The 24614-nt window shown below is 37.6% G+C and carries 27 protein-coding genes and 1 riboswitch; of the genes, 24 read left to right on the forward strand and 3 right to left on the reverse strand.

All coding sequences use genetic code 11. The annotated features are described in order from the left end of the window. Nucleotides 1–41: 41 nt before the first annotated feature. A complete protein-coding gene (locus IGJ03_RS06020; RefSeq protein WP_002357632.1) occupies nt 42–416 on the forward strand; it encodes a YxeA family protein in 375 nt (124 codons plus the stop codon). Between the two features lie 43 nt (nt 417–459). Here IGJ03_RS06020 and IGJ03_RS06025 read toward each other — a convergent pair whose 3' ends face one another. Further along, on the reverse strand, nt 460–1209 hold the full coding sequence (locus IGJ03_RS06025; protein ID WP_002374887.1) for a peptidylprolyl isomerase: 750 nt from the start codon (nt 1207–1209) through the stop codon (nt 460–462). A 181-nt stretch (nt 1210–1390) separates the two neighbouring features. Here IGJ03_RS06025 and IGJ03_RS06030 point away from each other — a divergent pair, with 181 nt between their 5' ends. From IGJ03_RS06030 to IGJ03_RS06065, 8 genes are all read left to right on the forward strand, one after another. After that, nucleotides 1391–2482, forward strand: a complete 1092-nt coding sequence (locus IGJ03_RS06030; RefSeq protein ID WP_002357630.1) for a DUF871 domain-containing protein — start codon at nt 1391–1393, stop codon at nt 2480–2482. A gap of 194 nt (nt 2483–2676) precedes the next feature. After that, the gene (locus IGJ03_RS06035; protein ID WP_142956390.1) at nt 2677–3606 is read left to right on the forward strand and encodes an alpha/beta hydrolase; all 930 of its coding nucleotides are present in this window, start codon (nt 2677–2679) and stop codon (nt 3604–3606) included. A 168-nt stretch (nt 3607–3774) separates the two neighbouring features. After that, nucleotides 3775–4665: a site-specific tyrosine recombinase XerD gene (gene xerD, locus IGJ03_RS06040; protein ID WP_002360354.1), complete on the forward strand. Its 891-nt coding sequence runs from the start codon at nt 3775–3777 to the stop codon at nt 4663–4665. Between the two features lie 64 nt (nt 4666–4729). Beyond that, entirely contained in the window at nt 4730–5524 is a 795-nt protein-coding gene (locus tag IGJ03_RS06045; protein ID WP_002396363.1) for a segregation/condensation protein A, read from the forward strand. Then, the gene (gene scpB / locus IGJ03_RS06050) at nt 5521–6126 is read left to right on the forward strand and encodes an SMC-Scp complex subunit ScpB (RefSeq protein WP_208770186.1); all 606 of its coding nucleotides are present in this window, start codon (nt 5521–5523) and stop codon (nt 6124–6126) included. The genes IGJ03_RS06045 and scpB overlap by 4 nt, the downstream gene beginning before the upstream one ends. Nucleotides 6127–6129: 3 nt before the next feature. Beyond that, nucleotides 6130–6846, forward strand: a complete 717-nt coding sequence (locus IGJ03_RS06055; protein WP_002357624.1) for a pseudouridine synthase — start codon at nt 6130–6132, stop codon at nt 6844–6846. Nucleotides 6847–6997: 151 nt separating this feature from the next. Beyond that, a riboswitch (FMN riboswitch) is annotated at nt 6998–7117 on the forward strand. A 71-nt stretch (nt 7118–7188) separates the two neighbouring features. Then, nucleotides 7189–7854 carry an ECF transporter S component gene (locus IGJ03_RS06060; RefSeq protein ID WP_002382314.1) on the forward strand — a complete coding sequence of 222 codons (666 nt, stop codon included), beginning with the start codon at nt 7189–7191 and terminating at the stop codon, nt 7852–7854. A gap of 255 nt (nt 7855–8109) precedes the next feature. Further along, complete coding sequence (locus IGJ03_RS06065) at nt 8110–9441, forward strand: zinc ribbon domain-containing protein (protein WP_438711162.1); 1332 nt, start codon at nt 8110–8112, stop codon at nt 9439–9441. A 22-nt stretch (nt 9442–9463) separates the two neighbouring features. Here IGJ03_RS06065 and IGJ03_RS06070 read toward each other — a convergent pair whose 3' ends face one another. Continuing rightward, nucleotides 9464–9682: a ferredoxin gene (locus IGJ03_RS06070; protein WP_002357617.1), complete on the reverse strand. Its 219-nt coding sequence runs from the start codon at nt 9680–9682 to the stop codon at nt 9464–9466. A gap of 35 nt (nt 9683–9717) precedes the next feature. On the opposite strand from IGJ03_RS06070, the gene IGJ03_RS06075 reads away from it, so the two are divergent. The 10 genes from IGJ03_RS06075 to IGJ03_RS06120 all read left to right on the forward strand — a co-directional run bounded on the left by IGJ03_RS06075 (nt 9718) and on the right by IGJ03_RS06120 (nt 20305). Further along, complete coding sequence (locus IGJ03_RS06075) at nt 9718–10752, forward strand: helix-turn-helix domain-containing protein (RefSeq protein WP_104842449.1); 1035 nt, start codon at nt 9718–9720, stop codon at nt 10750–10752. Next, nucleotides 10753–12195 carry a RecQ family ATP-dependent DNA helicase gene (locus IGJ03_RS06080; RefSeq protein WP_002420207.1) on the forward strand — a complete coding sequence of 481 codons (1443 nt, stop codon included), beginning with the start codon at nt 10753–10755 and terminating at the stop codon, nt 12193–12195. It begins immediately after the preceding gene. Between the two features lie 75 nt (nt 12196–12270). Continuing rightward, nucleotides 12271–12894, forward strand: a complete 624-nt coding sequence (locus tag IGJ03_RS06085; protein ID WP_002371160.1) for a LysM peptidoglycan-binding domain-containing protein — start codon at nt 12271–12273, stop codon at nt 12892–12894. A gap of 236 nt (nt 12895–13130) precedes the next feature. Next, complete coding sequence (cmk, locus tag IGJ03_RS06090; protein ID WP_409533571.1) at nt 13131–13811, forward strand: (d)CMP kinase; 681 nt, start codon at nt 13131–13133, stop codon at nt 13809–13811. 113 nt (nt 13812–13924) lie between these two features. Next, nucleotides 13925–15136 (forward strand): 30S ribosomal protein S1, encoded by a 1212-nt coding sequence (gene rpsA, locus IGJ03_RS06095; protein ID WP_002360341.1) that lies wholly within the window; start codon nt 13925–13927, stop codon nt 15134–15136. 173 nt (nt 15137–15309) lie between these two features. Next, complete coding sequence (gene der, locus IGJ03_RS06100; RefSeq protein ID WP_002357608.1) at nt 15310–16620, forward strand: ribosome biogenesis GTPase Der; 1311 nt, start codon at nt 15310–15312, stop codon at nt 16618–16620. Nucleotides 16621–16867: 247 nt separating this feature from the next. Next, nucleotides 16868–17143 (forward strand): HU family DNA-binding protein, encoded by a 276-nt coding sequence (locus IGJ03_RS06105; protein WP_002357604.1) that lies wholly within the window; start codon nt 16868–16870, stop codon nt 17141–17143. A gap of 306 nt (nt 17144–17449) precedes the next feature. Next, the gene (locus tag IGJ03_RS06110; protein ID WP_375804658.1) at nt 17450–18490 is read left to right on the forward strand and encodes a hypothetical protein; all 1041 of its coding nucleotides are present in this window, start codon (nt 17450–17452) and stop codon (nt 18488–18490) included. A gap of 9 nt (nt 18491–18499) precedes the next feature. Next, nucleotides 18500–19756 carry a tetratricopeptide repeat protein gene (locus tag IGJ03_RS06115; RefSeq protein WP_002377424.1) on the forward strand — a complete coding sequence of 419 codons (1257 nt, stop codon included), beginning with the start codon at nt 18500–18502 and terminating at the stop codon, nt 19754–19756. A gap of 9 nt (nt 19757–19765) precedes the next feature. Beyond that, entirely contained in the window at nt 19766–20305 is a 540-nt protein-coding gene (locus tag IGJ03_RS06120; RefSeq protein WP_002360333.1) for a ReoY family proteolytic degradation factor, read from the forward strand. 37 nt (nt 20306–20342) lie between these two features. On the opposite strand, the gene IGJ03_RS06125 is transcribed toward IGJ03_RS06120, so the two are convergent. Continuing rightward, nucleotides 20343–21227: a YitT family protein gene (locus IGJ03_RS06125; RefSeq protein WP_375804657.1), complete on the reverse strand. Its 885-nt coding sequence runs from the start codon at nt 21225–21227 to the stop codon at nt 20343–20345. A 123-nt stretch (nt 21228–21350) separates the two neighbouring features. On the opposite strand from IGJ03_RS06125, the gene IGJ03_RS06130 reads away from it, so the two are divergent. The 5 genes from IGJ03_RS06130 to IGJ03_RS06150 all read left to right on the forward strand — a co-directional run bounded on the left by IGJ03_RS06130 (nt 21351) and on the right by IGJ03_RS06150 (nt 24609). Beyond that, on the forward strand, nt 21351–21701 hold the full coding sequence (locus IGJ03_RS06130; protein WP_002363944.1) for a nucleotide pyrophosphohydrolase: 351 nt from the start codon (nt 21351–21353) through the stop codon (nt 21699–21701). After that, nucleotides 21694–22473 carry a 4-hydroxy-tetrahydrodipicolinate reductase gene (gene dapB / locus IGJ03_RS06135; RefSeq protein ID WP_002379444.1) on the forward strand — a complete coding sequence of 260 codons (780 nt, stop codon included), beginning with the start codon at nt 21694–21696 and terminating at the stop codon, nt 22471–22473. The genes IGJ03_RS06130 and dapB overlap by 8 nt, the downstream gene beginning before the upstream one ends. Continuing rightward, a complete protein-coding gene (locus IGJ03_RS06140) occupies nt 22470–23690 on the forward strand; it encodes a CCA tRNA nucleotidyltransferase (RefSeq protein WP_002365655.1) in 1221 nt (406 codons plus the stop codon). The genes dapB and IGJ03_RS06140 overlap by 4 nt, the downstream gene beginning before the upstream one ends. Next, nucleotides 23690–24064 carry a thioesterase family protein gene (locus tag IGJ03_RS06145; RefSeq protein WP_438711097.1) on the forward strand — a complete coding sequence of 125 codons (375 nt, stop codon included), beginning with the start codon at nt 23690–23692 and terminating at the stop codon, nt 24062–24064. The genes IGJ03_RS06140 and IGJ03_RS06145 overlap by 1 nt, the downstream gene beginning before the upstream one ends. 89 nt (nt 24065–24153) lie before the next feature. Further along, on the forward strand, nt 24154–24609 hold the full coding sequence (locus IGJ03_RS06150) for a hypothetical protein (protein WP_002357586.1): 456 nt from the start codon (nt 24154–24156) through the stop codon (nt 24607–24609). Nucleotides 24610–24614 lie beyond the last annotated feature (5 nt).

A 24614-nucleotide genomic window follows, 5' to 3' on the forward strand; every position in this document is an offset into this window, starting at 1 on the left:
GAAGAAGTAACAGAGAATAATTACTCGGGAGGATTTATGTGATGAAATTTATTAAATTTTTAGTGGTGACAGCAATTGTTATTGGTGGTGGTTTATTTGGGGCCAAGTTTTACGCAGAGAAGAACTCTGGCGAATTAGCTGGTGTGTTAGATCAATTAAATCCATTGGTTAAAGAAGGAAATGTGTATGTTAAAACAAAGAAAGCCGATAGCGTTAATGGCTATGGAATTGCTAGTTATACGCAAGTAGCCGCAGATGAGGAAGGCAAAACGCGAGAAATAACTTTCACAGCGGACCATGAATTAAAAACAGATCATTATCTAAAAGTCTCAAATAAAGGGGCCCACATCAATACGTATGAAGAGGTCAATCAAGACCAAGTACCAGAAAAGGCATTACAAGCGATTCAAAAATAACAAAAAGTCAGAACGTATCTTCAGCGTACGTTCTGACTTTTTGTTATTTTTTTGCTTCTTGAAGAATATTGATTTTTTCAATTTTAACATCGGTTTTTGGTTTATCGTTGGCACCAACTTCGACTTTGGCAATTTTATCGACAATATCCATTCCTTTGGTTACTTGACCGAAAACAGTATGTTTTTTGTCAAGAGAAGGATAGCCGCCTTTTTTGTAAGCATCAATGATTGCTTTTGGATAATCATCATATAAAAGACCATCAGATTGATCATCTGTATTTTGGACAATAAAGAACTGACTGCCGTTAGTATTAGGTCCTGCATTCGCCATTGATAACGCGCCACGAATGTTATATAACTGGTTTGAAAATTCATCTTCAAATGGTTTATTCCAGATGCTGTTTCCGCCAGTTCCATCACCGCTAGGATCGCCACCTTGGATCATAAAGTTATTGATGACGCGGTGGAAAGTCAATCCATCATAATAGCCATCTTTGGCATGTTTCATAAAGTTCTCGACAGTTTTTGGAGCCTGTTTAGGAAATAGTTTGATTTCAATATTTCCCATTGAAGTAACCATTTGGACTAAGTCTTGATCTTCGGCAACTTTGTCATCTAGTTGTGGTAAATCTAGTGAATTTAAGTCGACCGAATCCTTTGTTTTGCTTTCACTGGATTTAGCGACAGAATCACTCGTTGCGGTCGTGCCTTTATTATTGGTTGTGTTACAGCCTGCTAAAAGCAAGGTGAATGCTGCAACTGAAGCAACAGCAAGCATTTTCTTATGTTTCATCTGTTTTCCTCTTCCTTTCACACTGACAATTAGGTTCTTTTTTATCATAACAAAAGAGAAGATAACAAACCAGTGGAATTTTTATAAGATTTCCTATAGGAAAGGTGTAGACCATTTTTGTTTTTTTTGTTACAATGTAAGCAGATACATTATTATGTTTTACAATTTAGGAGGCAATCACATGGGAAAATTAGGTATTTCAATTTATCCAGAACGTTCAACATTTGAAAAGGACAAAGCATATTTGGATTTGGCTCATAAATACGGCTTTAAGCGTGTCTTTACTAGTTTATTGCAAATCAATGATGATCGGGAAAAGGTATTAGCAGAGTTTAAAAAAGTCGTAGATTACGCCAACCAATTAGGTATGGAAGTGATGGTCGATATTAATCCTGCATTGTTCGAACAATTAGGCATCTCTTATGATGATTTATCATTTTTCCATGATATGGGCGCTTACGGTATTCGTTTAGATCTTGGTTTTACTGGGCAAGAAGAGGCGAATATGACAAGAAACCCTTATGGCATTAAAATTGAAATTAATATGAGTTCAGGGACAAGTTATGTAGATAATATTATGGCCTACTCACCAAACACAGAAAATTTACTAGGCTCACATAATTTCTATCCACATCGCTATACCGGCTTAGGCTATGATCATTTTGTTTATTGTTCAGAAAAATTTAGAAAATATAATTTAAATACGATGGCGTTTGTGAACTCACACGATGCTACATTTGGGCCATGGCCGACACAAGATGGGTTATGTTCTTTGGAAGACCACCGCGATTTAGAAATTGCAACGCAAGTTAAGCATTTAGTTTTAACAGGATTAATCGATGATATTTCTGTCGGAAATGCTTATGCCTCAGAAGCAGAATTAGCAGCAATGGCAGAAGCCTTTCATGCACCGTATCCTTCGATCAAAGTGGATACAGAACCAGAAATCACAGAAGATGAAAGAATTGCATTGTTCGATAACTTACACAGTTATCGTGGAGATCGTTCTGATTACGTTTTGCGTTCAACAATGACACGTGTTTACTATAAAGATCGTCCTTTCCCAGCTCATACAACGAGAGATATTGTTCGAGGCGATGTCTTGATTGACAACGTTGGCTATGGACAATACAAAGGGGAAACACAAATTGCTTTAAAAGAAATGAAAAATGATGGCCGTGTAAATGTGGTTGGTCGTATTTCTGATGACGAACGTTTCTTATTAGAATTTTTGAAACCATGGTCAAGTTTTAAACTTATTGAAAATAAATAATTTTTAGTTTCCTATAAATAGATAAGTGGAGCATAGCGCAAAAGGTAACATTTTTGTGCTATGCTTTTTTTGTCGCAACAAAATTGTCCCATTGTAGTGGTAAAGAAAGATGGCTGAATCTTTGAATGGTAGTTGTCAAAAAAAGGGCGACAACTTATAATGAATCATACAGTTTAAATAAAAGGAGTACGTAGATGAATCGATGGTTAAAAATTTTGATTGCGCTTATTGTAGTAATTGCAATTGGTTTAATTGCGGCAGGCTTATATTTTTATAATTATGCAGTAGTTCCAGGAAAGAAAGACTTTATAAATGAGAATACCCCAGGGTCAAAAGTGGTCCAGACACCTGAAGGCGAGTGGTTTAAAGATGACAAAAATCGACAAGAATGGTCAATTACTTCGGAAGATGGGCTACGTCTAAAGGCCATTTATTTACCAGCCGACAAAAAAAGTAATCGTACCGTTATTATGGCGCATGGTTATATGGGTTCGGCAGAAACGATGTCTGTCTTTGCGAAAATGTATCATGATTGGGGCTACAATGTGTTAGCGCCAGATGCGCGTGGTCACGGGAAAAGTCAAGGAGATTATATTGGGTTCGGCTGGCCTGATCGTAAAGATTATGTCCAATGGATTGAGAAAGTTTTAACCGAAAATGGTCAGCAAGAACAAATCACTTTATACGGTGTCAGTATGGGTGCTGCTACAGTCATGATGACGAGCGGGGAAAAATTACCAGATAACGTGAAAGCCATTGTGGAAGATTGTGGCTATTCTACAGTCAATCAGGAGTTGCAATATCAATTGAAAGAGCTTTTCAATTTACCAAGTTTCCCATTAGTTAATGTTACTAGCGGGATTACGAAACTTAGAGCTGGCTATTTCTTTGGGGAAGCAAGCGCTGTTAAACAATTACAAAAGAATCATTTACCAATGCTCTTTATTCATGGTGAAAATGATACGTTTGTGCCGTTTAGTATGTTAGACGAAGTTTATAATGCAACCCAAGGACCTAAAGAGAAATATGTCGTGCCTGGAGCAGAGCATGCGAAAGCTTATAATAAAAACCCAGAAAAATATAAGGAAACAGTAGCTGCTTTTCTAGATAAATATATAAAATAACAAATTTATTCTTTACTAATAGTAGCAACAACAAAAGACTTGTTCTTAAGTTAACGACTTAGTGAACAAGTCTTTTGTTGTCAGTTGATTTTTTTTAATAAGTTGGAATTTACCCATGCAATCTAGGGCATAATCTGATAGGATAGTACTAGAAATGAGGGAAGGATAATGGAAGAACAATTAGTCGATTATTTACACTATTTACAAATAGAGCGGGGCTTATCAAATAACACACGACGGAGTTACGAGCGAGATTTAAAAAAATACGTAGCCTTTTTACAAGAACAAGGCTTGCATTCTTGGGACGAAGTTGACCGTTACATGATTACAGAATTTTTGCAATCCCTTCACGAAGAACAGCAAGCTTCAGCAAGTGTGATTCGGATGATTTCTAGTTTGAGAGGATTTCATCAATTTTTACGTCAAGAACGCTTAAGCGAACATAATCCGATGCAACATATTGACTCCCCCAAGAAAGTTCAAAAATTGCCAAGTACATTATCTGTTGACGAAGTGACTCGATTAATTGAAACGCCTGATACAAGTAAACCACTAGGTATGCGGAATCGTGCTATTTTAGAAGTGATGTATGCAACGGGCCTGCGAGTTAGTGAACTAATTGAAATAAAATTAGGGGATCTGCATTTATCCATTGGTTTATTGCAAACAATCGGAAAAGGGGACAAAGAACGAATTATCCCTTTAGGCGATTATGCGATTCAATGGATTGAGCGCTATATGAACGAAGCCAGACCTCAATTGATTAAAAACCATCCGAATGAAACACACCTGTTCGTTAATCATCATGGCGAACCGTTATCTAGACAGGGCATTTGGAAAAATTTAAAACAGATTGTTCGAGAAGCCCAGATAGAGAAAAATATTACCCCGCATACATTACGGCATAGCTTTGCGACACATTTGTTGGAAAATGGCGCAGATCTTAGAATCGTGCAAGAATTATTAGGACATGCAGATATCTCCACGACACAAATTTATACACATATTACCAAACAACGAATGGCAGATGTTTATAAGGAACATTTTCCTCGGGCTTAATTTGCGAGAATGCCCACAAACGAATAAATTTATGGTAAACTAGGAAGTCGAGAAAAGAAAGTAGGTGTCGTTTTTGCAAGAAATTAATTTAAAACTAGATGTCTTTGAAGGACCACTGGATCTTCTACTACATTTAATTCAAAAATTAGAAATCGATATCTATGACATTCCCATTACAGCAGTAACTGAACAATACATGTCTTATATTCATGCGATGCAAACCTTAGAGTTAGAAGTCGCTGGAGAATATCTAGTCATGGCTGCCACCTTAATGGCTATTAAAAGTCAGATGTTACTTCCAAAACAAGAGCTTGAAATCATTGATGATGAAGATTTTTTTGAAGAGGAAGACCCACGGGAAGCTTTAGTAGCTCAGTTATTGGAGTATCGGAAATTTAAATATGCAGCGACTGTTTTACATGAAAAAGAAGAAGAACGTAAACTCTATTATACAAAAGAACCAATGGATATGGATGATTATAAAGAGGAAGATACAACACTACCGCCTAATCAAATTAATACAATTGATTTATTTCTGGCCTTTCATGCCATGTTAGAAAAGAAAAAAAATCGCCAGCCTGTTGAAACAACTGTTGCTAGTGACGATGTTTCCATCGAAGAAAAAATCACCGCTATTTCAGAGCGTATGCGTCAAGTACAGAAAGGGAAGGCAGTGTCGTTTGATTCTTTCTTCGATTCTTATTCCAAACAAGAAATTGTGACAACGTTCATGGCTCTTTTAGAATTAATGAAAACGGGCGCGATTTATGCTGAACAAGAAAATAATTATAGTGAAATTTTGTTATTTAATACAGAAACCCAGCAGGAAGATACAACAGAGGTGGAGGAAACACAGTGACATTAGTTAGTCAAATTGAAGCAATTTTATTTGTGGTTGGCGAAGAAGGAATTGGCTTGGAAGAGCTTGCGTACTTATTAGAGAAGTCAACAGCAAAAACCTATGAAGAATTAACGAAATTGAAAGAACATTATGCTTCTGACAATAAATCGGCGTTAAATATTTTAGAAGTCGGCAATCATTTTGTCTTAACAACGAAGAAAAAATATGCCTCATTACTAAAAAAATATGCGCAATCGCCTATGTCGAACGCCTTATCACAAGCGGCGCTAGAAACATTATCCATTATTGCTTATAAGCAACCAATTTCGCGTATTGAAATTGATGAAATTCGTGGCGTACAGACTTCTGGCTCTATCCAAAAGTTAGTTGCCCGTCAGTTGATAGAAGAAAAAGGCCGCGTAGATGGTCCTGGTAGAGCAATTTTGTATGGCACAACGAAGTATTTTATGGATTACTTTGGGTTGAAAAGTTTAGAGGAATTACCAGATATCCAACAAATGGAAGATGAATTAGAAGAAGAACTACCAATGGATCTATTTTTTGATCGTTATCAAGAAACGAACCCAATGTCTGAAACAACAGAAGGCGAGGAAGCTTAAACAATGGAAAGATTACAAAAAGCAATTGCTCATGCTGGGGTGACTTCGCGTCGCAAAGCAGAGGAATTAATTGTCAAAGGTCGCGTAAAAGTCAATGGCCAAGTGGTCAAAGAATTAGGAACACAAGTAAGTAAACAAGATACCGTTGAAGTTGATGGTGTACCAATTTATCAAGAAGAATATGGTTATTATTTATTCTATAAACCAAGAGGGGTTATTTCTGCGGTGTCTGACGATAAAGGCCGTAAAGTAGTAACGGATTATTTTACAGATGTTACTGAGCGAATTTATCCAGTCGGTCGTCTGGATTATGATACTTCTGGGTTGTTACTTTTAACGAATGATGGAAGTTTTTCACAAAAATTAACCCATCCTAAACATGAAGTAGATAAAGTCTACGTAGCAAAAATTAAAGGTGTACCAACTAAACGAGATCTATTGCCATTAGCCAAAGGCATTCGCATTGATGGCAAACGCACAGCACCAGCCAATTTTCAAATTCTTTCAGCGGATATTAAAACAGGTAGCAGTGTCGTGGAATTAACGATTCATGAAGGACGTAATCATCAAGTGAAGAAAATGTTTCAAGCTGTTGGTTTCCCTGTTCAAAAATTAAAACGTGAACGTTATGGTGAGTTGACCTTACAAGGTTTGCGACCAGGACAATATCGTGATTTAACTAAAAAAGAAATCAGTCAATTATTAAATCAAGCTAAATAAGATAAAATGACTCGATCTCTTCGCGCTTATGGCGAAGGGATTGTTTTTTTTGAGAAATGAAACAATCAATGAAATTTAATAAAAAAGCTTAGTTAGTTGCATTCATTGTTCAAATCGGTTACACTAAGTAAGTAAAAAAATATAATACAAGGTTCGTCTTCAGGGGCAGGGTGTAATTCCCGACCGGTGGTTATAGTCCACGACTCGTTTTTAACGATTGAATTGGTGTAATTCCAATACCGACAGTATAGTCTGGATAAAGAAGATAGGGCTTATTTGAGACGCTTTTTCATCAGATAATCCTACTCTATTTTTCCCTGCAGAAAAATAGGGTTTTTTTGTATGACAAAGAAGCGAATCAAAAAGTTCGTTGAAGATGGGTCCTTAATTGGAGGATTTCAGATGAACAACAAGGTACAAAAAATGGTCAGCATTGCAATGTTGGCCGCAATCGGTACAGTATTACAATTTGTGGCATTTCCGATTATGCCGGCGTTTAGTTTTTTGAAAATCGATTTTAGTGATATTCCGATTCTACTCGGAATGTTCTTGTACGGACCGTTAGCAGGAGTAATTACTGCTTTTGTTCGTTCGTTGCTACACCTGTTCTTAACCGGACTAGCACCGCAAAATATGGTGGGAGATTTCGCTAGCTTTTTAGCAAGTAGTATCTTCACCTTGCCAATTTTTTATTTCTTTGGTAAAAAGAAAAATATCCGTACAAATCGGATAGTGGGCTTAGTAAGTGGGATCTTAGCCTTGACGATTTTCATGAGTATTGCGAATTATTTTGTCATTACACCCATTTACTTACAATTATATGGTGTGACCACACAACAATTTTTAGGAACATCTTTAGCAAGCTATGTGGCGATTGGTATTGTGCCATTCAACCTTATTAAAGGCCTCTTAGTCAGTGGTGTTTTTCTAGTACTACATGCGAAGTTATTGCCATGGCTATCAAAAAAACAACATACTATTCAGAAAAAAACACCGTTAACAAAATAAATGATAAAAAACCTGCTGTTGAACAATGTTTGACAGTGGGTTTTTAAAATTTACGCCTAAAAGAAAAGAGGTTGTCATAATCTGTCATCATTCTGTTAAAAAATACTAAACCATCTGCATTGTAATTTTAACTTTCCCTTGGTATGATAGAAATCATCAAAGAAAGAGGAGTTTTCCTGAGTGAAAAAGTGTAAAAATTGTCGTCACGTGAATCGTGATACGGAGTCCTTTTGTGAAGAATGCGGCGCTCCGCTAATGAATGAATCAATGCATCAAGAGGAAAACCAAGCGCAACCATCAATGAATAAAGGGAACGAATCTACTCCTCTCAGATCAAAAAGAAGCTGGATCTGGGTGTTTCTTTTTGTGTTCATCGTTCTTGGAGCGGGTAGCTATTTTCTCGGGACGCATTATTTTTCTAAGGAACAACAAATTTCTCATTTTATTGAAGCGATTGAGAATGGTGATGCCCAAGAATTAAGTAAAAAAACGAGGACGAACGAGTCTGAATTTCAAGTGAATCCGCAAAGCATTAAGCCTTTAATCACTTATTATCAAAAAAATCCAACTGAGCTAAAAAAATTAGAAAAAGCGCTATTAAAGGATAAAAAGCTACATGGTTTAACTATTCGTGAAACAAGTCAAACAGCATTTTTCTTTCACCGTTATCAATTCATTTTAACGCCTGTTTCTGTTCAGTTAACGACGAATCAGCGCGGTGTGACGCTAGCAATGAACGGGCGGGAAGTGGGCACTTCCGACTCAACCACTTATCAAAAGGAATTGGGACCCTTAGCGCCAGGACAATATACCTTTACAGCCACAGTGAAAGATAGCACCGGCGAACCTGTTATCACAGAAGAGTATCGTTTATTAGAAGAGGAAAATTATATTTCTAGTATTCCTTTAGATTTTAAACGAATGAATTTTGTTGTGGAGAGCAATCTGCCAGACGCAGATATTTATATTAATGATCGGAAAGTTGGTACGCTAACGAATGGAAGCAAAACGATTGGCCCTTTGTTCTGGTCCAAAGGGATGACGATTCAACTTAAAAAGACGATTAATGGAGAAGAAATTCAAACATCAAAAGAAACGATTGGTGAAAATGATTTTGTCGAAGCGCTCTCCGATAATCCAACGCTACAATTGAATTTTCCGTTAGCTAGCGACTATGATGCCCGCAAAGCGCTAGAAACCTTTTATCAAGCATTTGCCAAACAAGTGAAAAGTCATACGGATAGTACAGAATTTGCTAAAAAATATCTCGTTGGTGGGGAAAATAATCCTCAATTTCCTTCTTTTATTGAAGCACTTGAACGATTACGTGAAAAGAAATCGACCGATGTTTCACCAGATTTTGAAGTGACCATTAATACGCTACAATTGGATGGTAAAGAAAATTACCATGTCAATTATTATTTAGAAGCTAAAAATTCTAAAGCAAAAGAAAATGGTCTTCGTTATGAATGGATCAATGGCCTAAATGATCAAATTCATTTAGTCAAAGAACCGCTAAAAGAAGGACAATTACAGTTTGTTTCGATAGATGAGCAAACACTTGCTTGGCTCGAAAAAATACTCTAAGCAAAAATGAGTGCTAAATTATTTAGCACTCATTTTTGCTTATTTCTATTGCACGCGTGGGACATTTGCGGTACGCTTTTAACACATTCTCGCGTTCGTTTTCTGGAATAAATTGTTGTCGAGCATGCGGCTCGTCTTTAAAAAGGACAATTCCATGATCATCATAATCAAATATATTGGGCGCATAAACTTGACAAAGTCCACAAGCAATACATTTTTCAGGAACTAAACGTGATTGCATAAACAGTGACACATCCTATCTAAAAGAGGTTTACTATGGAAGCAACTTTTATTTTAGCGTTATTATCTCATGGATACAAGGTACGTGCATCAACTTTGTATCATCTTTTAAAAGGCAAACGGACTAGCTCTGTTTTGATTTATGGGTTTTTATATGATTGTTTACGATTCATTGGCTGGTGGCCAACGATTTCCGAACAAGCCTATTTTCAATTTCTTGAAAAACTTTCGAAGGCGAAACAAATTCAGTATCACAAAGAGACAAATGAGATTCAACTAACAAAAGAAGGGCAACTATTTTTAAAGGAGCACCATTTTTCGTTGCTGGATTATCCTGCAATTGATCTTTATCGTTTTGGCAGAAGTGATCGAGAAAGTTGGCAACTCATTCAATTTGCCGTGCAAGTGACTTCATATTTATCATTTGAGGAAAAACAGTATATTCCACTTTTATCAACACCGATTCCGCAACTATATTTGAAACGATGGTTACAACAAGACAAGAAAGAGCAGCGCGTTCAATCAATCAAAGAAGAACTGTTGCGAGGGTTTGAGTTACTACCTGAAGCAGAAAGCGACTATTTGGTTGCGCAACTTTCTGGTTATCAGCAAACTGGCAAAGTTCCTCAGCAATTAACAAGCCATAAGACAGCTCTTGAACAGCGTTTATGGCATACGCAAGCGGTTCATCATTTACTGCAGTTGATAATGTACGGAGGAAACTATCCTGCTTTACAAACGCTTGTATGGCCGTATCTAGAAAAAAATCTAAACCAAAGTATGCAAGAAACCCAACGATTGTTAACGGAAGGCAAGACGCTTCAAGAAATTGCTGAGCAACGAAAAATAAAACTGAGTACCATTCATGATCATCTATTAGAGTTGGCTATTCAAGGGCAGCTGCAGGCGTCTGTTTATCTTGAAAAGGAGGCAATACTCCAAAACTTGGCTCAAACAGAACAAAATCCGCGGTTGTGGGTGTATCGGGATTGGCGAGCGCAAGAAGAGACGCTTTCTTATTTAGATTTCCGCTTATATCAAATCCAACAAATTTGGCAAGAAAAGGAGTGAGTGTTGTTGACATTAGAACAAGAATTATTCACTCGATTTGGTTATGCAGCGTTTAAGCCTGGTCAAAAAGAAGTGATTACAAACTTACTTGACGGTATGAATACATTGGCTGTTTTGCCAACAGGCACTGGCAAATCATTGTGTTATCAATTTGTGGGCCAAAAGTTAGAGGGACTAACGGTAATTGTTTCTCCCTTACTTTCGTTAATGGAAGATCAGGTGCGTCAATTACAAAGACAAGGAATTAAAGGTGCGGTTGCCTTAAACAGTACGTTACAGTATTCAGAAAAGCGTTATATTTTAGCGGAAATGTTCCAATACGATTATCTGTTTTTAAGCCCAGAAATGCTTTTGCAGCAAGAAGTGCTTAGTGTGTTACAACGCCAAAAAATTGCATTATTTGTGGTGGATGAAGCCCATTGTGTTTATCAGTGGGGCGTCGATTTTCGCCCTGAATATAGTAAATTAGATCTGGTCCAAAAACAGCTAGACTTTCCTTTGACCTTGGCGTTAACTGCCACAGCGACACCCGTTGTACAGCACGCAATTATAAAACAATTATTTTCTCATGGTAGCTATCAAGAAGTTCTTTCTTCAGTGAATCGAAAAAATATTGGCTTGTTCGTGAAGGAAACGTCAGAAAAAGAAGAAGTATTACTAGATTACTTATCTAAAACGGCTGGTAAAATCATTATCTATTGCGCCACGCGCAACAAAACAGAACAAATCAGTCAACTTATTCAGGCGAAAACCAGTTTTAAGGTAGCCTATTATCATGGGGGCTTGGAGGCTAGTGAACGTAGTCGCTTGCAAGAACAATTTATTGATAATCAAATCGATATTCTTTGTGCAACGAATGCTTTTGGGATGGGAATCGACAAACCTGATGTTCGTGGAGTGATTCATTTTGATTTGCCTGATAGCTTAGAAAATTACCTGCAAGAAATCGGGCGAGCTGGACGTGATGGTCAAAAAAGTTGGGCGCTATTATTGTATAAAAAAGGGGATGAATTTATTCATCGGTTTTTCTTAGAAGAGACAAGAGCGAATCGAGCGACCTTAAAATCGCTGATTGAAGGAGAAGAACAAGCAGGTTTGTTAGAAAATGCCACCGAGTTACAACAAAAATGGGTTCAAGGCTATTTAGCCAAGGATTATTCTTTTGAAGAGCTAGAGCATCGTTTAGAGGAGAAAGAAAAAGATCGTCAAGCGCAATTAAGAGGGATGCTGACGTATATTGAAACCACAACCTGTCGAAGAACGTTGATTCAAACTTATTTTCAAGAATCGATTGTCAAACAATCACCGGAAACTTGTTGTGATAATTGTGCGTTATTCTTTGACATTTACCAAGATTCAATAGTAAAATCGAACAAGACCAGCAATCAAAATGAAGAAGATTGGCGTTCTAAATTTCTAAAATTATTTAAAGAACGTGATTAATTCATTTTTTTAGTCGGCAGTTGGCAAAAGCTATGATATAATAACAAGCGAGAGAAGTTTAGGAGGAAATTAGCAGTGAGTAAAAAGGACAAAAAGAAAAACCAAGCTCGTGAGCCATGGGAACAATCAATTTATGAACCTGATCAAAATGGTGGTGGTTCTCGTTTAGCAAAACGCCAACAGCAACGAGGAAATTCATTATTTCTAACTGTTTTAGTTATTTTGCTATTATTAATTATTGCCATTCCAATTGGGACTTTCTTATGGATGATGCAAGACAAGAAACCGAACGAAAGTGCTAGCAAAAATAGCCAGCCATCTTCTTCATTAGTCCAATCATCATCAAAAGAGAAGAAAAAAGAAAGTACGTCAAAATCAGTGGAAAGCTCAGAACCAGCAAGCAGCCAACCAGCTGAAAATACAACACCTTCAAGTTCAGATGCTGCTGCACAGCAACAACAGGACCAACAAGCACAACAACAACAGCAACAACAAGAGCAGCAACAACAACAAGAAGCTCAAAATCAACAACAGCAACAAGCGCAGAACCAACAACCTGTTTATGATACCGTTCAAAGTGGCGAAGGGGCACGTCAAGTTGCCGAACGTAACGGAATGACATTAGAACAAATTTTAGCGTTAAATCCTGGGATTGATACATCTGTGTTTTATCCAGGACAACCATTACGTATTAAATAATCCAGAAAAAGAGGTTTGGACAGCACTTTCAAGGGCTAAACCGCGACGAATGATTACATGAGAATGCCAATAAGCAGAAATTTCCGAAAGATGTTTTGCGTCTTTCGAGGGATTTCGGCTTATTGCTTTTTCGTTAGAGACTCGTCATCAGTTTAAATCCAAGTTCTTTTCTTCTGATTTTAATATAAAAGAAGAAGCGCATTTTAAAGGATGCATATCAGTTAAGGAGTTTTTTCATGGGGAAAATCAGTATTGCTATTGACGGACCAGCTTCGTCAGGCAAAAGTACAGTTGCAAAAATTTTAGCAAAACAATTGAATTATGTGTATTGTGACACGGGGGCCATGTACCGAGCGATTACGTATCTGGCCTTGCAAAATCAAATCGACATTCAAGCGGAAGAACCATTAGTAGCGCTTTGTGTCAACCACACTATTTCTTTTCAGCAAGCAGAGAATGGCCAACGTGTTTTTATCGACGGTCATGAAGTGACCGAAGCGATTCGCCAGCCAGATGTAACGAATGCTGTTTCAGCTGTTTCAAAACATGCAAAAGTTAGAGAAGAAATGGTGGCGTTACAACAGAAAATTGGTCAAGCCGGCGGAGTTGTCATGGATGGTCGAGATATTGGTACTGCAGTTTTACCAAAGGCCGAAGTAAAGATATTCTTGGTGGCTAGCGTTGAAGAACGTGCAGAACGTCGTTTTAAAGAAAATCAAGAAAAAGGGATTGAGACGGATTTTGAAACCTTGAAGGCGGAGATTGAACGTCGGGATTATTTAGATTCAACCAGAGAAGTATCACCCCTTGTCCAAGCAAATGATGCTGTGAAAATCGATACAACAGGGTTGACGATTGAAGAAGTCGTCGCCGCCATACAAAATGTGATTAAACAAAAAGGTTTTGAACTTTTTTAAAGAATTTTAAGAAAAATAGAAGAAATCGCTTTATTTTTTTACAAAAATCTCGTACTATGTAAGTATATATAGCTAAGTTTTGGAATTTTTGTTGGCATAGGAGGATAAGAGGCATGACAGATTTTGAAGACAAACAAGTAGCAAACAACGAAACAATGGAAGATGCAATGAACAGCGTTCAAGAAGTCAGTGTTGGCGATATTGTTAAAGGCGAAGTTTTAGCCATTGAAGACAAACAAGTTGTTGTCGGCATTGAAGGAGCGGGCGTTGAAGGCGTTGTTCCTGCAAAGGAATTATCGACTTTACCAGTTGAAGATGTACACGAACTTGTGAAAGTCGGTGATGTGTTAGATTTAGTTGTTATCACATCAATTGGCAAAGATAAAGAAAACGGCAGTTATTTACTGTCAAAACGCCGTTTAGATGCTAAAAAAGTTTGGGAAGAAATTGAACAAGATTTCCAAGCGGGCAAAGTAATCGAAGCACCTGTTACAAATGTTGTTAAAGGTGGTTTGGTTGTTGATGTTGGTGTTCGCGGATTTGTTCCTGCCTCAATGGTTGAAGATCATTTTGTTGCAGATTTTTCTGAATATAAAGGTCAAACACTAGCATTTAAAATTATTGAAATCGAACCTTCAGAAAACCGCTTAATTCTTTCACATAAAGCAGTTGTTGAAGCTGAAAAAGAATCGAAAAAAGAAGAATTACTTTCTTCTTTACATGACGGAGACGTTGTTGAAGGGAAAGTAGCCCGTTTAACAGATTTCGGCGCATTCATTGATTTAGGTGGCGTGGATGGTTTAGTTCATGTTTCTGAAATTGCTCATCAACATGTGGGCAAACCAAGTGATGCGTTAACTGTTGGCGAAGACGTTCAAGTAAAAATTCTTTCAATTAATCCAGAAGAAGGACGTATTTCTTTATCTATTAAAGAAACACTGCCTGGACCATGGACAGATATCGAAACAAAAGCAGCCGCTGGGACTGTTTTAGATGGCACAGTAAAACGCCTAACAAGCTTCGGTGCCTTTGTGGAAGTTTTCCCTGGTGTGGAAGGATTAGTGCATATTTCTCAAATTTCTCACAAGCATATTGCAACGCCTCATGAAGTCCTTCATGAAGGGGATCAAGTACAAGTGAAAGTTTTAGAAGTTAATCCAGAGGAACATCGTATTGCTTTAAGTATCAAAGCGTTAGAACCAAAACCTGAGTCTCAAGAAGAACCAAAAGAAGAACAGGAATATGAATTGCCTGAAGAAAATACTGGCTTTACCATGGGCGATATTTTAGGTGACGCTTTATCTGATGCGAAAGAAGAGGAATAACACGTTACTTTCTTGAAATTTATGAGTTTGACATAGCCGTAAACAGATCGGCTATGTCAAACTCATTTTTTCTTGAATTGGTTAGAAAATCAGCAGAAACTAAAACTTTTCTTGCACTTTAAGGTTTGATTAGGTAAACTAGTAAGGATTGAAATTCTCAAGGAGGGAATCAAATGGCAAATCCAACTATTGCGATTGTCGGTAGACCGAATGTCGGTAAATCGACTATTTTTAACCGCATTGCCGGTGAGCGTATCTCGATTGTAGAAGATACTCCTGGCGTAACACGCGACCGTATTTATACAACTGGAGAATGGTTAGGGCGTGAATTTAGTATTATTGATACAGGTGGGATTGATTTAGGTGACGAACCATTTATGGACCAAATCAAACACCAAGCAGAAATTGCGATTGATGAAGCAGATGTGATTATCTTTGTTGCTAGTGGCCGTGAAGGAATTACTGATGCAGATGAGTTAGTAGCAAAAATTTTATATCGTAGTAATAAACCAGTGATCTTAGCTGTTAATAAAGTTGACAATCCTGAAATGCGTAATGATATTTATGAATTTTATGCTTTAGGACTAGGGGATCCTTTCCCAGTTTCTGGTAGTCATGGTTTAGGCATTGGCGATGTGTTAGACGAAGCAGTTAAACATTTTCCTAACACTTCAGAAGAAGAGGACGAAGATACAATTAAATTTAGTTTAATCGGGCGTCCAAATGTCGGTAAATCATCATTGATTAATGCTATTCTTGGTGAAGATCGTGTGATTGTTTCAGATATTGAAGGAACAACGCGAGATGCAATCGATACGTATTTTGAATCTGAAGAAGGTCAAAAGTTCTTAATGATTGATACGGCTGGTATGCGTAAACGTGGGAAAGTATACGAATCAACTGAAAAATATAGCGTCATGCGCGCAATGCGGGCGATTGAACGCTCAGACATTGTTTTAATGGTCTTGAATGCAGAAGAAGGTATTCGTGAGCAAGACAAGCGTGTGGCGGGCTATGCCCATGAAGCAGGTCGCGGTATTATTATCGTGGTCAACAAATGGGATACAGTCAAAAAAGATACAAATACAATGCGTGATTTTGAAGCGGAAATTCGTGATGAATTCCAATATTTAGATTATGCACCCATTATTTTTGTGTCTGCATTAACCAAACAACGTTTAAACAAACTGCCTGAACTAATTGAAACGGTAAGTATGAATCAAAACTTACGGATTCCTTCAGCGTTGTTAAATGACGTTGTAATGGATGCTGTAGCAATTAATCCGACACCAACTGATAAAGGAAAACGTTTGAAGATTTTTTATGCAACACAAGTGGCAGTCAAACCACCTACATTTGTTATTTTTGTCAACGAAGAAGAACTAATGCACTTTTCTTATGCCCGGTTTTTAGAAAATCAAATCAGAAAAGCATTTACGTTTGAGGGCACGCCGATTAAAATCATTCCGCGACGCCGAAAATAGTGCATTCTACCATACTTTTTTTAGATATTCAAATAAATTTATCAACTTTGAGAAAAAATGATTATTTTTTGAAAAAACTGGTTAAAATACACTAAAAACCTTGCTATTACAACTTTCTTATGCTATCTTGTTAACAGAATATTGAACCAGATCAATATTTGCTGTCTGTTTTTGGACCACTCAAAAATAGACGGAACTTTAGGTGTGTAAAAACATCGTATCTCTTATAGAGGAGGTGAAATGATCCATGGCAAATAAAGCAGAATTAATCGAAAACGTTGCATCTTCAACTGGTTTAACTAAAAAAGATGCTACTGCAGCAGTAGACGCTGTCTTTTCAACAATTCAAGAAACTCTTGCTAAAGGTGAAAAAGTTCAATTAATCGGTTTTGGTAACTTTGAAGTTCGCGAACGCGCAGCTCGTAAAGGACGTAACCCACAAACTGGACAAGAAATTCAAATCGCTGCAAGCAAAGTACCTGCATTCAAACCAGGTAAAGCATTGAAAGATGCAGTGAAATAAGACAGACAATTAGAACCCTTGGTTTCCAAGGGTTCTTTTTTGAATCATACATAAAAAATGTTATTTTAAGAGGTGGTCGAAACAGTACGCTAAAAGGCTAAATTGTAACGAACCTTAGGTGAGAAAAACGTGCTTCGCTCCGAGAATCAAGCGGGAACGGTTCGACACTCGCTCCTTGCTTTTTTGATAAAAAGAGAAAGATTTATGAATGAAGGACAAAAATAAGTTGTTGCCAGTAGCTGTTTTTTAGTGGTTATGCTAGACTTGGGGTGAAGGAAGAGGAAACAGTCTTAAGGTGGTGAATCAATGAAATACAACTATTCTAGAGGGGAAAACAAGGTCGCTATTATTTATGGAGAAACATTTGCTTCCGTCCTAAAAAAACGACCAGTAACGACGGAGTCAATCGTTGTTTTGGCGAATCAGCGTTACTATGATCTTTTTTCGGAGAAGATTAATTATGCCTTTGGGGAACAGTTGGGATTAAACTGGTATATTTGTCGCAATGATGTTCATTGCAATGACTTATCAGAATTAGAAAGTGTGTTACGTTTCTTAGCTGATTGGCCAGAAAATCAGGATGTTTTATTGATTGGTTTAGGTAATGAAGGGGTACTACAATTAACCGCATTTTTGCACCAAGTAAGTAAGTGTTCCTCCAAATGTTGGCTGATGCCTGTGTCTGTTCAAGCGTTACGGCAAGGACTTTTACCAAGTGTCACAATTCAGCAAGCACAGCATGCAACTATGCATATAGAAAATCATTCAGAAGAAATTTTGTTTGATAGTACCTTGACCAATAAAAAAGGTGCCGCTCCTTTAATTGATTTGCTCGTTTTTATTCGAGCGAGTCTTGTCTGTGATTATGCTTATTTACAAATGCTATACCAAACGTATCCAGATAAAAAACGGTTGAATCAAACGTCATTTAATGGTATTTTAGACGAGTTGTTATCCTTTTATGAACAAGCAGGGGAAAAAGTGGATCAATTTGGCCGAGTTTTTGAAGCGGCCTTTGCCACAACCGAAAATGGCCATTTGTTATCAGGTCCCATGAAACGATTATTGGGATTGTTGTTACAAGTTTTATGGAGCCAGCAAGTCAATCACTTTGACTTTCAATTTAAAAATTTTATCATTTGGTTTATTCGCTTAGGTTTTCCGGTGGCGTTTCCAAAAGAAATTTTAAGTGCTGATTACGCAGAACAAGTCTTGGCTCACACAGAAACACTAGGTCCTCCTATGGCGTTGGAAAAAATCGGTCAACTAGGAGCAGCTTTAAAGCCAACGCCCGATCAACTGTTAACAACGATTGAAAGATACCAAGAAATTTTAAAAGAGATTTGAGGGGAAATTATGTCATATAGTGAAAAAATGGTTCAAGCATTACAAGCTGAAAATTTAGCAGAAGCACAGTTAATGTTTGAAGAAGCATTAAAGAAAGATGATGAAAATACCTTAGCTGATTTAGGGGAAACGTTATTATCTTTAGGTTTTCTAGAAGAAGCCAAACAAATTTTCCAACAATTGTTGGAACAATTTCCCGATGCAGATGGCTTAAACATTCCATTAGCAGAAATCGCCATTGAAAATAATGAAATAGATGACGCATTCATCTATTTAGAAAAAATTCCAGAAACTAGTGACAGTTATGTCCAAAGTCTCTTAGTTACTGCGGATTTGTACCAAGTTTTAGGGATTCCAGAAGTCAGTGAAGCGAAATTAAAAGAAGCAGCCAATCTTATGCCAGAAGAGCCGTTAATTCAATTTGCTTTGGGAGAACTATACTTTACAAATGGTCAATTTGTCGAGGCTATTACTCGTTATCAAAGCATTGTAGAAAGCGGGACAGCGCAAATCTCTGCTATTTCCTTGAATGAACGCTTAGGAAGTAGTTACAGCATGTTAGGTGATTTTGAAGAAGCAGTTCCTTATTTGGAAGCCGCGGTCAAAGAAGAACAAACAGACGATCGTTTATTCCAGTTAGCTTTCACTTATTTACAGTTACATGAGAATCAAAAAGCCATTGCGTTGTTCCAGCAATTAAAAACACTAAACCCACATTATCAATCACTTTATCTATATTTAGCGGAAGCGCTCCAAGAAGAAGAGCAATTAGAGGAAGCAAAAGCGGTGATCGAAGAAGGAATTGCGGAAAATCCCTTCCAAGTAGAGTTATACCAATTTGCCTCTGAAAATGCCTATCGTTTACACGACATTGCTGGTGCTGAAAACTGGTTGTTAAAAGCTTTGGAATTAGGTGAGAAAACAGATGAAAGTCGTTTGACCTTAAGTAATCTCTACATCACGGAAGAGCGTTTTGAGGAAGTAATTACTATTTTAAATGATTTAGAGGAAACGGATCATCCTTATGCTGAATGGAACTTAGCAAAAGCGTACAACGAATTAGAAGACTTTGCCGTCGCTAAAGTTCATTACGAACAAGCAGCGCAAGAATTGTCTCACGAACCAGAGTTTCTAAAAGAATACGCATTGTTCTTACGAGAAGAAGGCGAACTTGAAAAAGCAAAACACTTGTTGCACCATTATTTGGAACATGAACCTGGTGATGTCGACATGCAATCTGTGCTAGCAGATATGGAAGAAAGATAGGAAACGACGATGTTTGTTAGTTTATCAGAAAAGAAAAAATTTTTAACTTGGTTAGTGAATACCGTGCCTTTTGGAAGAAGAGAAGTACTGTGGATTTTAAATTACTTATTAACGCACGATGCGATTTTAAATAATGTTCATTTTGTTGAGAACGTAGAGAAGACTGATCGAGGGATCCGCGTGGTAGCAGATGGTTTAGGTAAGGAGCCGTTATTGCTTTTTATCCAAGCACAAGAATTTACAGATCCGGAACAAATTTTTCATGAGATTCGGATGAATTGGCGGAAAGCTCTTTATTTAGAATGTGTATTTCCAGAGGCTTGGCAAACGAGCCAGTATTTATCTGTTTTAGAAGATAATCCGTTTGCGCCATGGAATGAACAAGTGGATCAGGAAGTTGCCAGAGCGATTGATCAATATTTTAAGCAAGAAGAACAAACGCAACGAATGGCATTACTTAAAGCTCAAATTGATGATGCTTTAGAAACAGGCAACAAAGAAGCGTTTTTAGAATTATCCGATGAACTAAATCGTTTGAAACAACAATAAATAAAACCCAGCATTTATTGAAAATGCTGGGTTTTATTTATTGTTTTAATTTAAAGCGCCGTTGTTTGCTGGGTTTTGCATAAGTAAAGCCTTCGCCAATTGCTTCATGTACGTTAATGATGGACACAAAGGCTTTTTCATCTATTTCATTAGCAATCCGTTTGACTTCCATTATTTCTCGAGGACTGACTACCGTGTAGAGAACCCGTTTTTCCACTTGTGAATAAGCACCTTCACCATTTAAATATGTTACCCCACGTTCTAAAGAAGCCATTAAACTTTGACCGATTTCTTCGGAATGATTGGAAACAATTAAAATTCCTTTCGCAGCATAGGCTCCATCGAGTACAGAATCAACAACACGACTGAAAACAAAGGACACAATTAAAGTATACATCATTCGTTTGACATCAATATAGGTCAACGAGAGGAGTAAGACTGCAACATCAAAAAGTAACAACGAGCGGCCCATGCTAATCCCAAAGTATTTTTCGAAAATGCGGGCAATGACGTCGGTCCCACCAGTGGTTCCGCCTACGCGGTAAACAAGGCCACTCCCGAATCCTGCGGCCAAACCAGCTAGGAGAGCAGCAATCAATAAATCATGATCTAAATTAATTTCAACAGGAAAATTTTGCCAAAACCACAAAAATACCGATAACGACACGGTACCAATTAGCGTATAATAGAGGGAACGTTTGCCTAAAATTTTACCACCAATTAATAAGAGCGGAATATTGATTAATAATGTCGTATATGCTGGGTTAAAATGAAATAAGGCTCTTAAAATCAAAGTAATCCCCGTGACACCACCTTCGGCCAGGTCATTGGCAATATTGAAAGTAACCAAACCAAAGGCATAGATACAGCTTCCTAATACAATAAATAACACATCTTTAAAATAAAATCTTTGTTCTTCCATTTAATCACGTCCTTTTACAGTATAAACTGTATCATTCTCTATATAAAACAACAAGTAGAACCTTTCCAGATAGCCAAGTTTTTGATAAGATGTAGGAGGTAGAGTAAGAAAGGTTGGGGTAAAATGTCAGAATCAGAACAACGTAGTTTGCAATCGATGCAAACAGAAGTTGATGATTATATTCAACAGTTTAAAACAGGCTATTTTTCACCATTAGGACAAATGGCTCGTTTGACGGAAGAGGTCGGAGAATTAGCCCGTGAAGTCAATCATTATTATGGTGAAAAACAGAAAAAAGCAGACGAAAAACCAAAGACAGTATCAGAGGAACTTGGAGATGTCTTTTTTGTATTGATTAGCATGGCAAATTCTTTAGAGATTGATTTAACCGAAGTTTTTGAAGAAAATATGGCCAAATTTAACAAGCGGGATCGCTATCGCTTTGAAAGAAAGGATGGGAAAACACATGATTAAAATAATTGTCGCTGGGTTTAAAGGACGGATGGGCAGTACTGCTACCCAAATGGTCTTAGAAACCGCAGACTTTGAATTAGTAGGTGTGTATGATCCTCATGAAGCACAAGAAACTGTTTCTTTCGATGATGAAACCGCAATTCCCGTTTTTCAGCACTTAGAAGAAGTCCTAGCTGTCAAACCAGATGTTTGGATTGATTTTACGGTTCCTGAAGCCGCCTATCCAAATACGCGTTTTGCGTTGGAACACGGTATGGCGCCTGTTGTTGGGACGACAGGCTTTACGGAGGAACAAATCAACGAATTGACAAACCTATCTCGAAAAAAAGCCATCGGCGGCTTAATTGCGCCAAACTTTGCAATTGGGGCAGTTTTAATGATGCAATTTGCCCAAAAAGCGGCACAGTATTTTCCGGATGTGGAAATCATTGAATTACATCATGATAACAAATTAGATGCACCAAGTGGAACGGCTATAAAAACTGCAGAAATGATTCAAGAAGTTCGGCCAGCAAAAAAACAAGGGAATCCGCAAGAGGTAGAATCAATATCAGGGGCACGCGGGGCTGATTTCGAGGGTCTGCGAATCCATAGTGTCCGCTTACCTGGTTTAGTGGCACACCAACAAGTCCAATTTGGCAGTGTAGGTGAAGGGCTCACTATTCGGCATGATTCTTATGATCGGCGTTCATTCATGACAGGAGTGGCGTTAGCTTGTCGGCAAGTGGTACAGAGAACAGAACTACTTTACGGATTGGAACAGATGCTATGAAATTGACAACTATTCCAAACGAATTTAAAGAAGCTGCTCCCGTTATTCGTGAAATCAATGCACAGGGCTTTGAAGCGTATTTTGTCGGGGGCAGTGTCCGTGATGCTTTATTAAATAAACCAATCCATGATGTCGATATTGCGACAAGTGCCTATCCAGAAGAAATTAAGCAAATTTTTAAACGAACCGTTGATGTGGGCATCGAACATGGCACAGTCCTTGTATTGATGGAAGACCAACAGTATGAAGTAACAACCTTTCGTACCGAGTCAACTTATCAAGACTTTCGTCGACCAGATGAAGTCACCTTTGTTCGCTCCTTGAAAGAAGACTTAAAACGGCGAGATTTTACGATTAATGCCTTGGCGCTTGACAGCACAGGCGAAATCATTGATTTATTTGATGGTATCGAAGATTTAACTAATCAAACCATTCGTGCAGTCGGTAATCCCCATGAGCGGTTTCATGAAGATGCTCTGCGAATGATGCGGGGCTTACGCTTTGCTAGCCAATTAGATTTTAAAATTGAAGAAAAAACCTTAGCCGCTATCGCTGAATTTCATCCTTTATTGGAAAAAATTTCAGTAGAACGCATTACAATTGAATTTGTAAAAATGCTTTTAGGGGTTAATCGACAAGGTGGCTTAGCTCCGTTTATTGAAACAGAATGCTATCAATATTGTCCCAAATTACGAGAACAAGGGGCTGGACTTTTTCGTTTAATGGACTTGCCTGCTCGTCAAATTGAAACAGAAGCAGAAGCGTGGACGTTACTTATCCAATCGTTGAATTTACCAGAAGCAGAAATTCGCTCCTTCTTAAAGGCTTGGAAACTTTCAAATCAATTAATTCAAAACGTTTCACAATTAGTACGCGGTTTGCGTTTTCGCTTGAGTAACGACTGGCAGCCAATGATGCTTTATGAATTAGGCGAAGAATCAGCAGTACTTGTTGAAAGGCTTTTATATTATTACCAACAAGAGAGTCAAGTACAAGTAACAAAAGAGTTAGTTAAGGCATTACCCATTCATCAAAGACATGAATTGGCCATCACAGGAAAAGACCTTTTAGCCGTCTTAGAAGAAACACCAGGCAAATGGTTAGGGGAACTGATTGCTGAAATCGAGCAACACGTTGTTGAAGGTAGCTTAGAGAATAAACAAGAAGTTCTGCTTTCGTTTGCCAAAAAACAACGTTCAAAAGGAGAGAAAGCATAATGCCAACAGAAATGTTTACAAAAAAATTCTTGGTGAAAGAATCACAAACGGCTAAAATGCTCGGTTCTGGTGACTTAGAAGTTTTAGGAACCCCTGCTTTAGCTGCCATGATTGAACAAACAGCCAAAGAAGCTGTGAAGGACCAATTATCAGTTGGGGAAACAACTGTCGGAACGGTGTTAGAATTGCGCCACTTATATCCATCCGCGGTAGGGGCGACAATCGTTGTTACGATGACCGGCATTGAACAGACTGCACACAAAATACGCTACGAATTTGTTGCTTATGAAGGAGAGCGACAAATTGCCAAAGGTTCTCACCAACGTGCAGTAGTTGAGATTGATTCTTTTTTTAAAAGAATAACAAAATATTAAGAATCTACAGCGAAAGTTTGTGACCGTTTATCAAAAGTATGGTAAACTAATAATGTAAGAAATTATTTTTAAGTAAGGAGATTTGTGCTATGGCTAGAGAAATGACAGGACTTAAATTTTATTTCAGAAATGGTGAAACTTGGACGATTGATCGTCGTTTTATTGGTGATTTATGGATTAAACATATTACAACAAGTTTTGGCCGTATCCATGGTAGTGAATTTGTTGAAATTCATCCATGTGAAGGGTTCAAAATTGAAATTTTCCAAGAAGGAGATCATGTTCAAACCCACGATATTAACTTAGGTGGCTTAGAATTAGGGATGTTCTCTCGTGCTTTAAAATATGAAGATATCGAACGTATGGAAATTCTTTACAAAAATGGCACACCAGATTTAGTTTATTTCCCTTACAAAGATAAAACAGATGAGGGCTTGGATAACATCTATCAATCTACAAAAGTCAGCGAAAAAACTAAAAACTTATACATTGTTATCGATCCAACACAAACAGTTGATGATGTATACGCTGAAGAATTAAAATAATTTTT

The organism is Enterococcus sp. DIV1315a (genome assembly GCF_051712325.1).
GTDB classification, from domain to species: Bacteria; Bacillota; Bacilli; order Lactobacillales; family Enterococcaceae; genus Enterococcus; species Enterococcus faecalis.

Coding starts and splice junctions, on each gene's coding strand:
- IGJ03_RS06145 (WP_438711097.1), top strand. CDS start 23,690: ATGCCAACAGAAATGTTTACAAAAAAATTCTTGGTGAAAGAATCACAA.
- xerD (WP_002360354.1), top strand. CDS start 3,775: ATGGAAGAACAATTAGTCGATTATTTACACTATTTACAAATAGAGCGG.
- IGJ03_RS06140 (WP_002365655.1), top strand. CDS start 22,470: ATGAAATTGACAACTATTCCAAACGAATTTAAAGAAGCTGCTCCCGTT.
- rpsA (WP_002360341.1), top strand. CDS start 13,925: ATGACAGATTTTGAAGACAAACAAGTAGCAAACAACGAAACAATGGAA.
- IGJ03_RS06025 (WP_002374887.1), bottom strand. CDS start 1,209: ATGAAACATAAGAAAATGCTTGCTGTTGCTTCAGTTGCAGCATTCACC.
- IGJ03_RS06120 (WP_002360333.1), top strand. CDS start 19,766: ATGTTTGTTAGTTTATCAGAAAAGAAAAAATTTTTAACTTGGTTAGTG.
- IGJ03_RS06150 (WP_002357586.1), top strand. CDS start 24,154: ATGGCTAGAGAAATGACAGGACTTAAATTTTATTTCAGAAATGGTGAA.
- IGJ03_RS06105 (WP_002357604.1), top strand. CDS start 16,868: ATGGCAAATAAAGCAGAATTAATCGAAAACGTTGCATCTTCAACTGGT.
- IGJ03_RS06035 (WP_142956390.1), top strand. CDS start 2,677: ATGAATCGATGGTTAAAAATTTTGATTGCGCTTATTGTAGTAATTGCA.
- IGJ03_RS06055 (WP_002357624.1), top strand. CDS start 6,130: ATGGAAAGATTACAAAAAGCAATTGCTCATGCTGGGGTGACTTCGCGT.
- IGJ03_RS06130 (WP_002363944.1), top strand. CDS start 21,351: ATGTCAGAATCAGAACAACGTAGTTTGCAATCGATGCAAACAGAAGTT.
- IGJ03_RS06020 (WP_002357632.1), top strand. CDS start 42: ATGAAATTTATTAAATTTTTAGTGGTGACAGCAATTGTTATTGGTGGT.
- IGJ03_RS06065 (WP_438711162.1), top strand. CDS start 8,110: ATGAATGAATCAATGCATCAAGAGGAAAACCAAGCGCAACCATCAATG.
- cmk (WP_409533571.1), top strand. CDS start 13,131: ATGGGGAAAATCAGTATTGCTATTGACGGACCAGCTTCGTCAGGCAAA.
- IGJ03_RS06075 (WP_104842449.1), top strand. CDS start 9,718: ATGGAAGCAACTTTTATTTTAGCGTTATTATCTCATGGATACAAGGTA.
- IGJ03_RS06060 (WP_002382314.1), top strand. CDS start 7,189: ATGACAAAGAAGCGAATCAAAAAGTTCGTTGAAGATGGGTCCTTAATT.
- IGJ03_RS06030 (WP_002357630.1), top strand. CDS start 1,391: ATGGGAAAATTAGGTATTTCAATTTATCCAGAACGTTCAACATTTGAA.
- IGJ03_RS06110 (WP_375804658.1), top strand. CDS start 17,450: ATGAAATACAACTATTCTAGAGGGGAAAACAAGGTCGCTATTATTTAT.
- IGJ03_RS06070 (WP_002357617.1), bottom strand. CDS start 9,682: ATGCAATCACGTTTAGTTCCTGAAAAATGTATTGCTTGTGGACTTTGT.
- IGJ03_RS06115 (WP_002377424.1), top strand. CDS start 18,500: ATGTCATATAGTGAAAAAATGGTTCAAGCATTACAAGCTGAAAATTTA.
- dapB (WP_002379444.1), top strand. CDS start 21,694: ATGATTAAAATAATTGTCGCTGGGTTTAAAGGACGGATGGGCAGTACT.
- der (WP_002357608.1), top strand. CDS start 15,310: ATGGCAAATCCAACTATTGCGATTGTCGGTAGACCGAATGTCGGTAAA.
- IGJ03_RS06125 (WP_375804657.1), bottom strand. CDS start 21,227: ATGGAAGAACAAAGATTTTATTTTAAAGATGTGTTATTTATTGTATTA.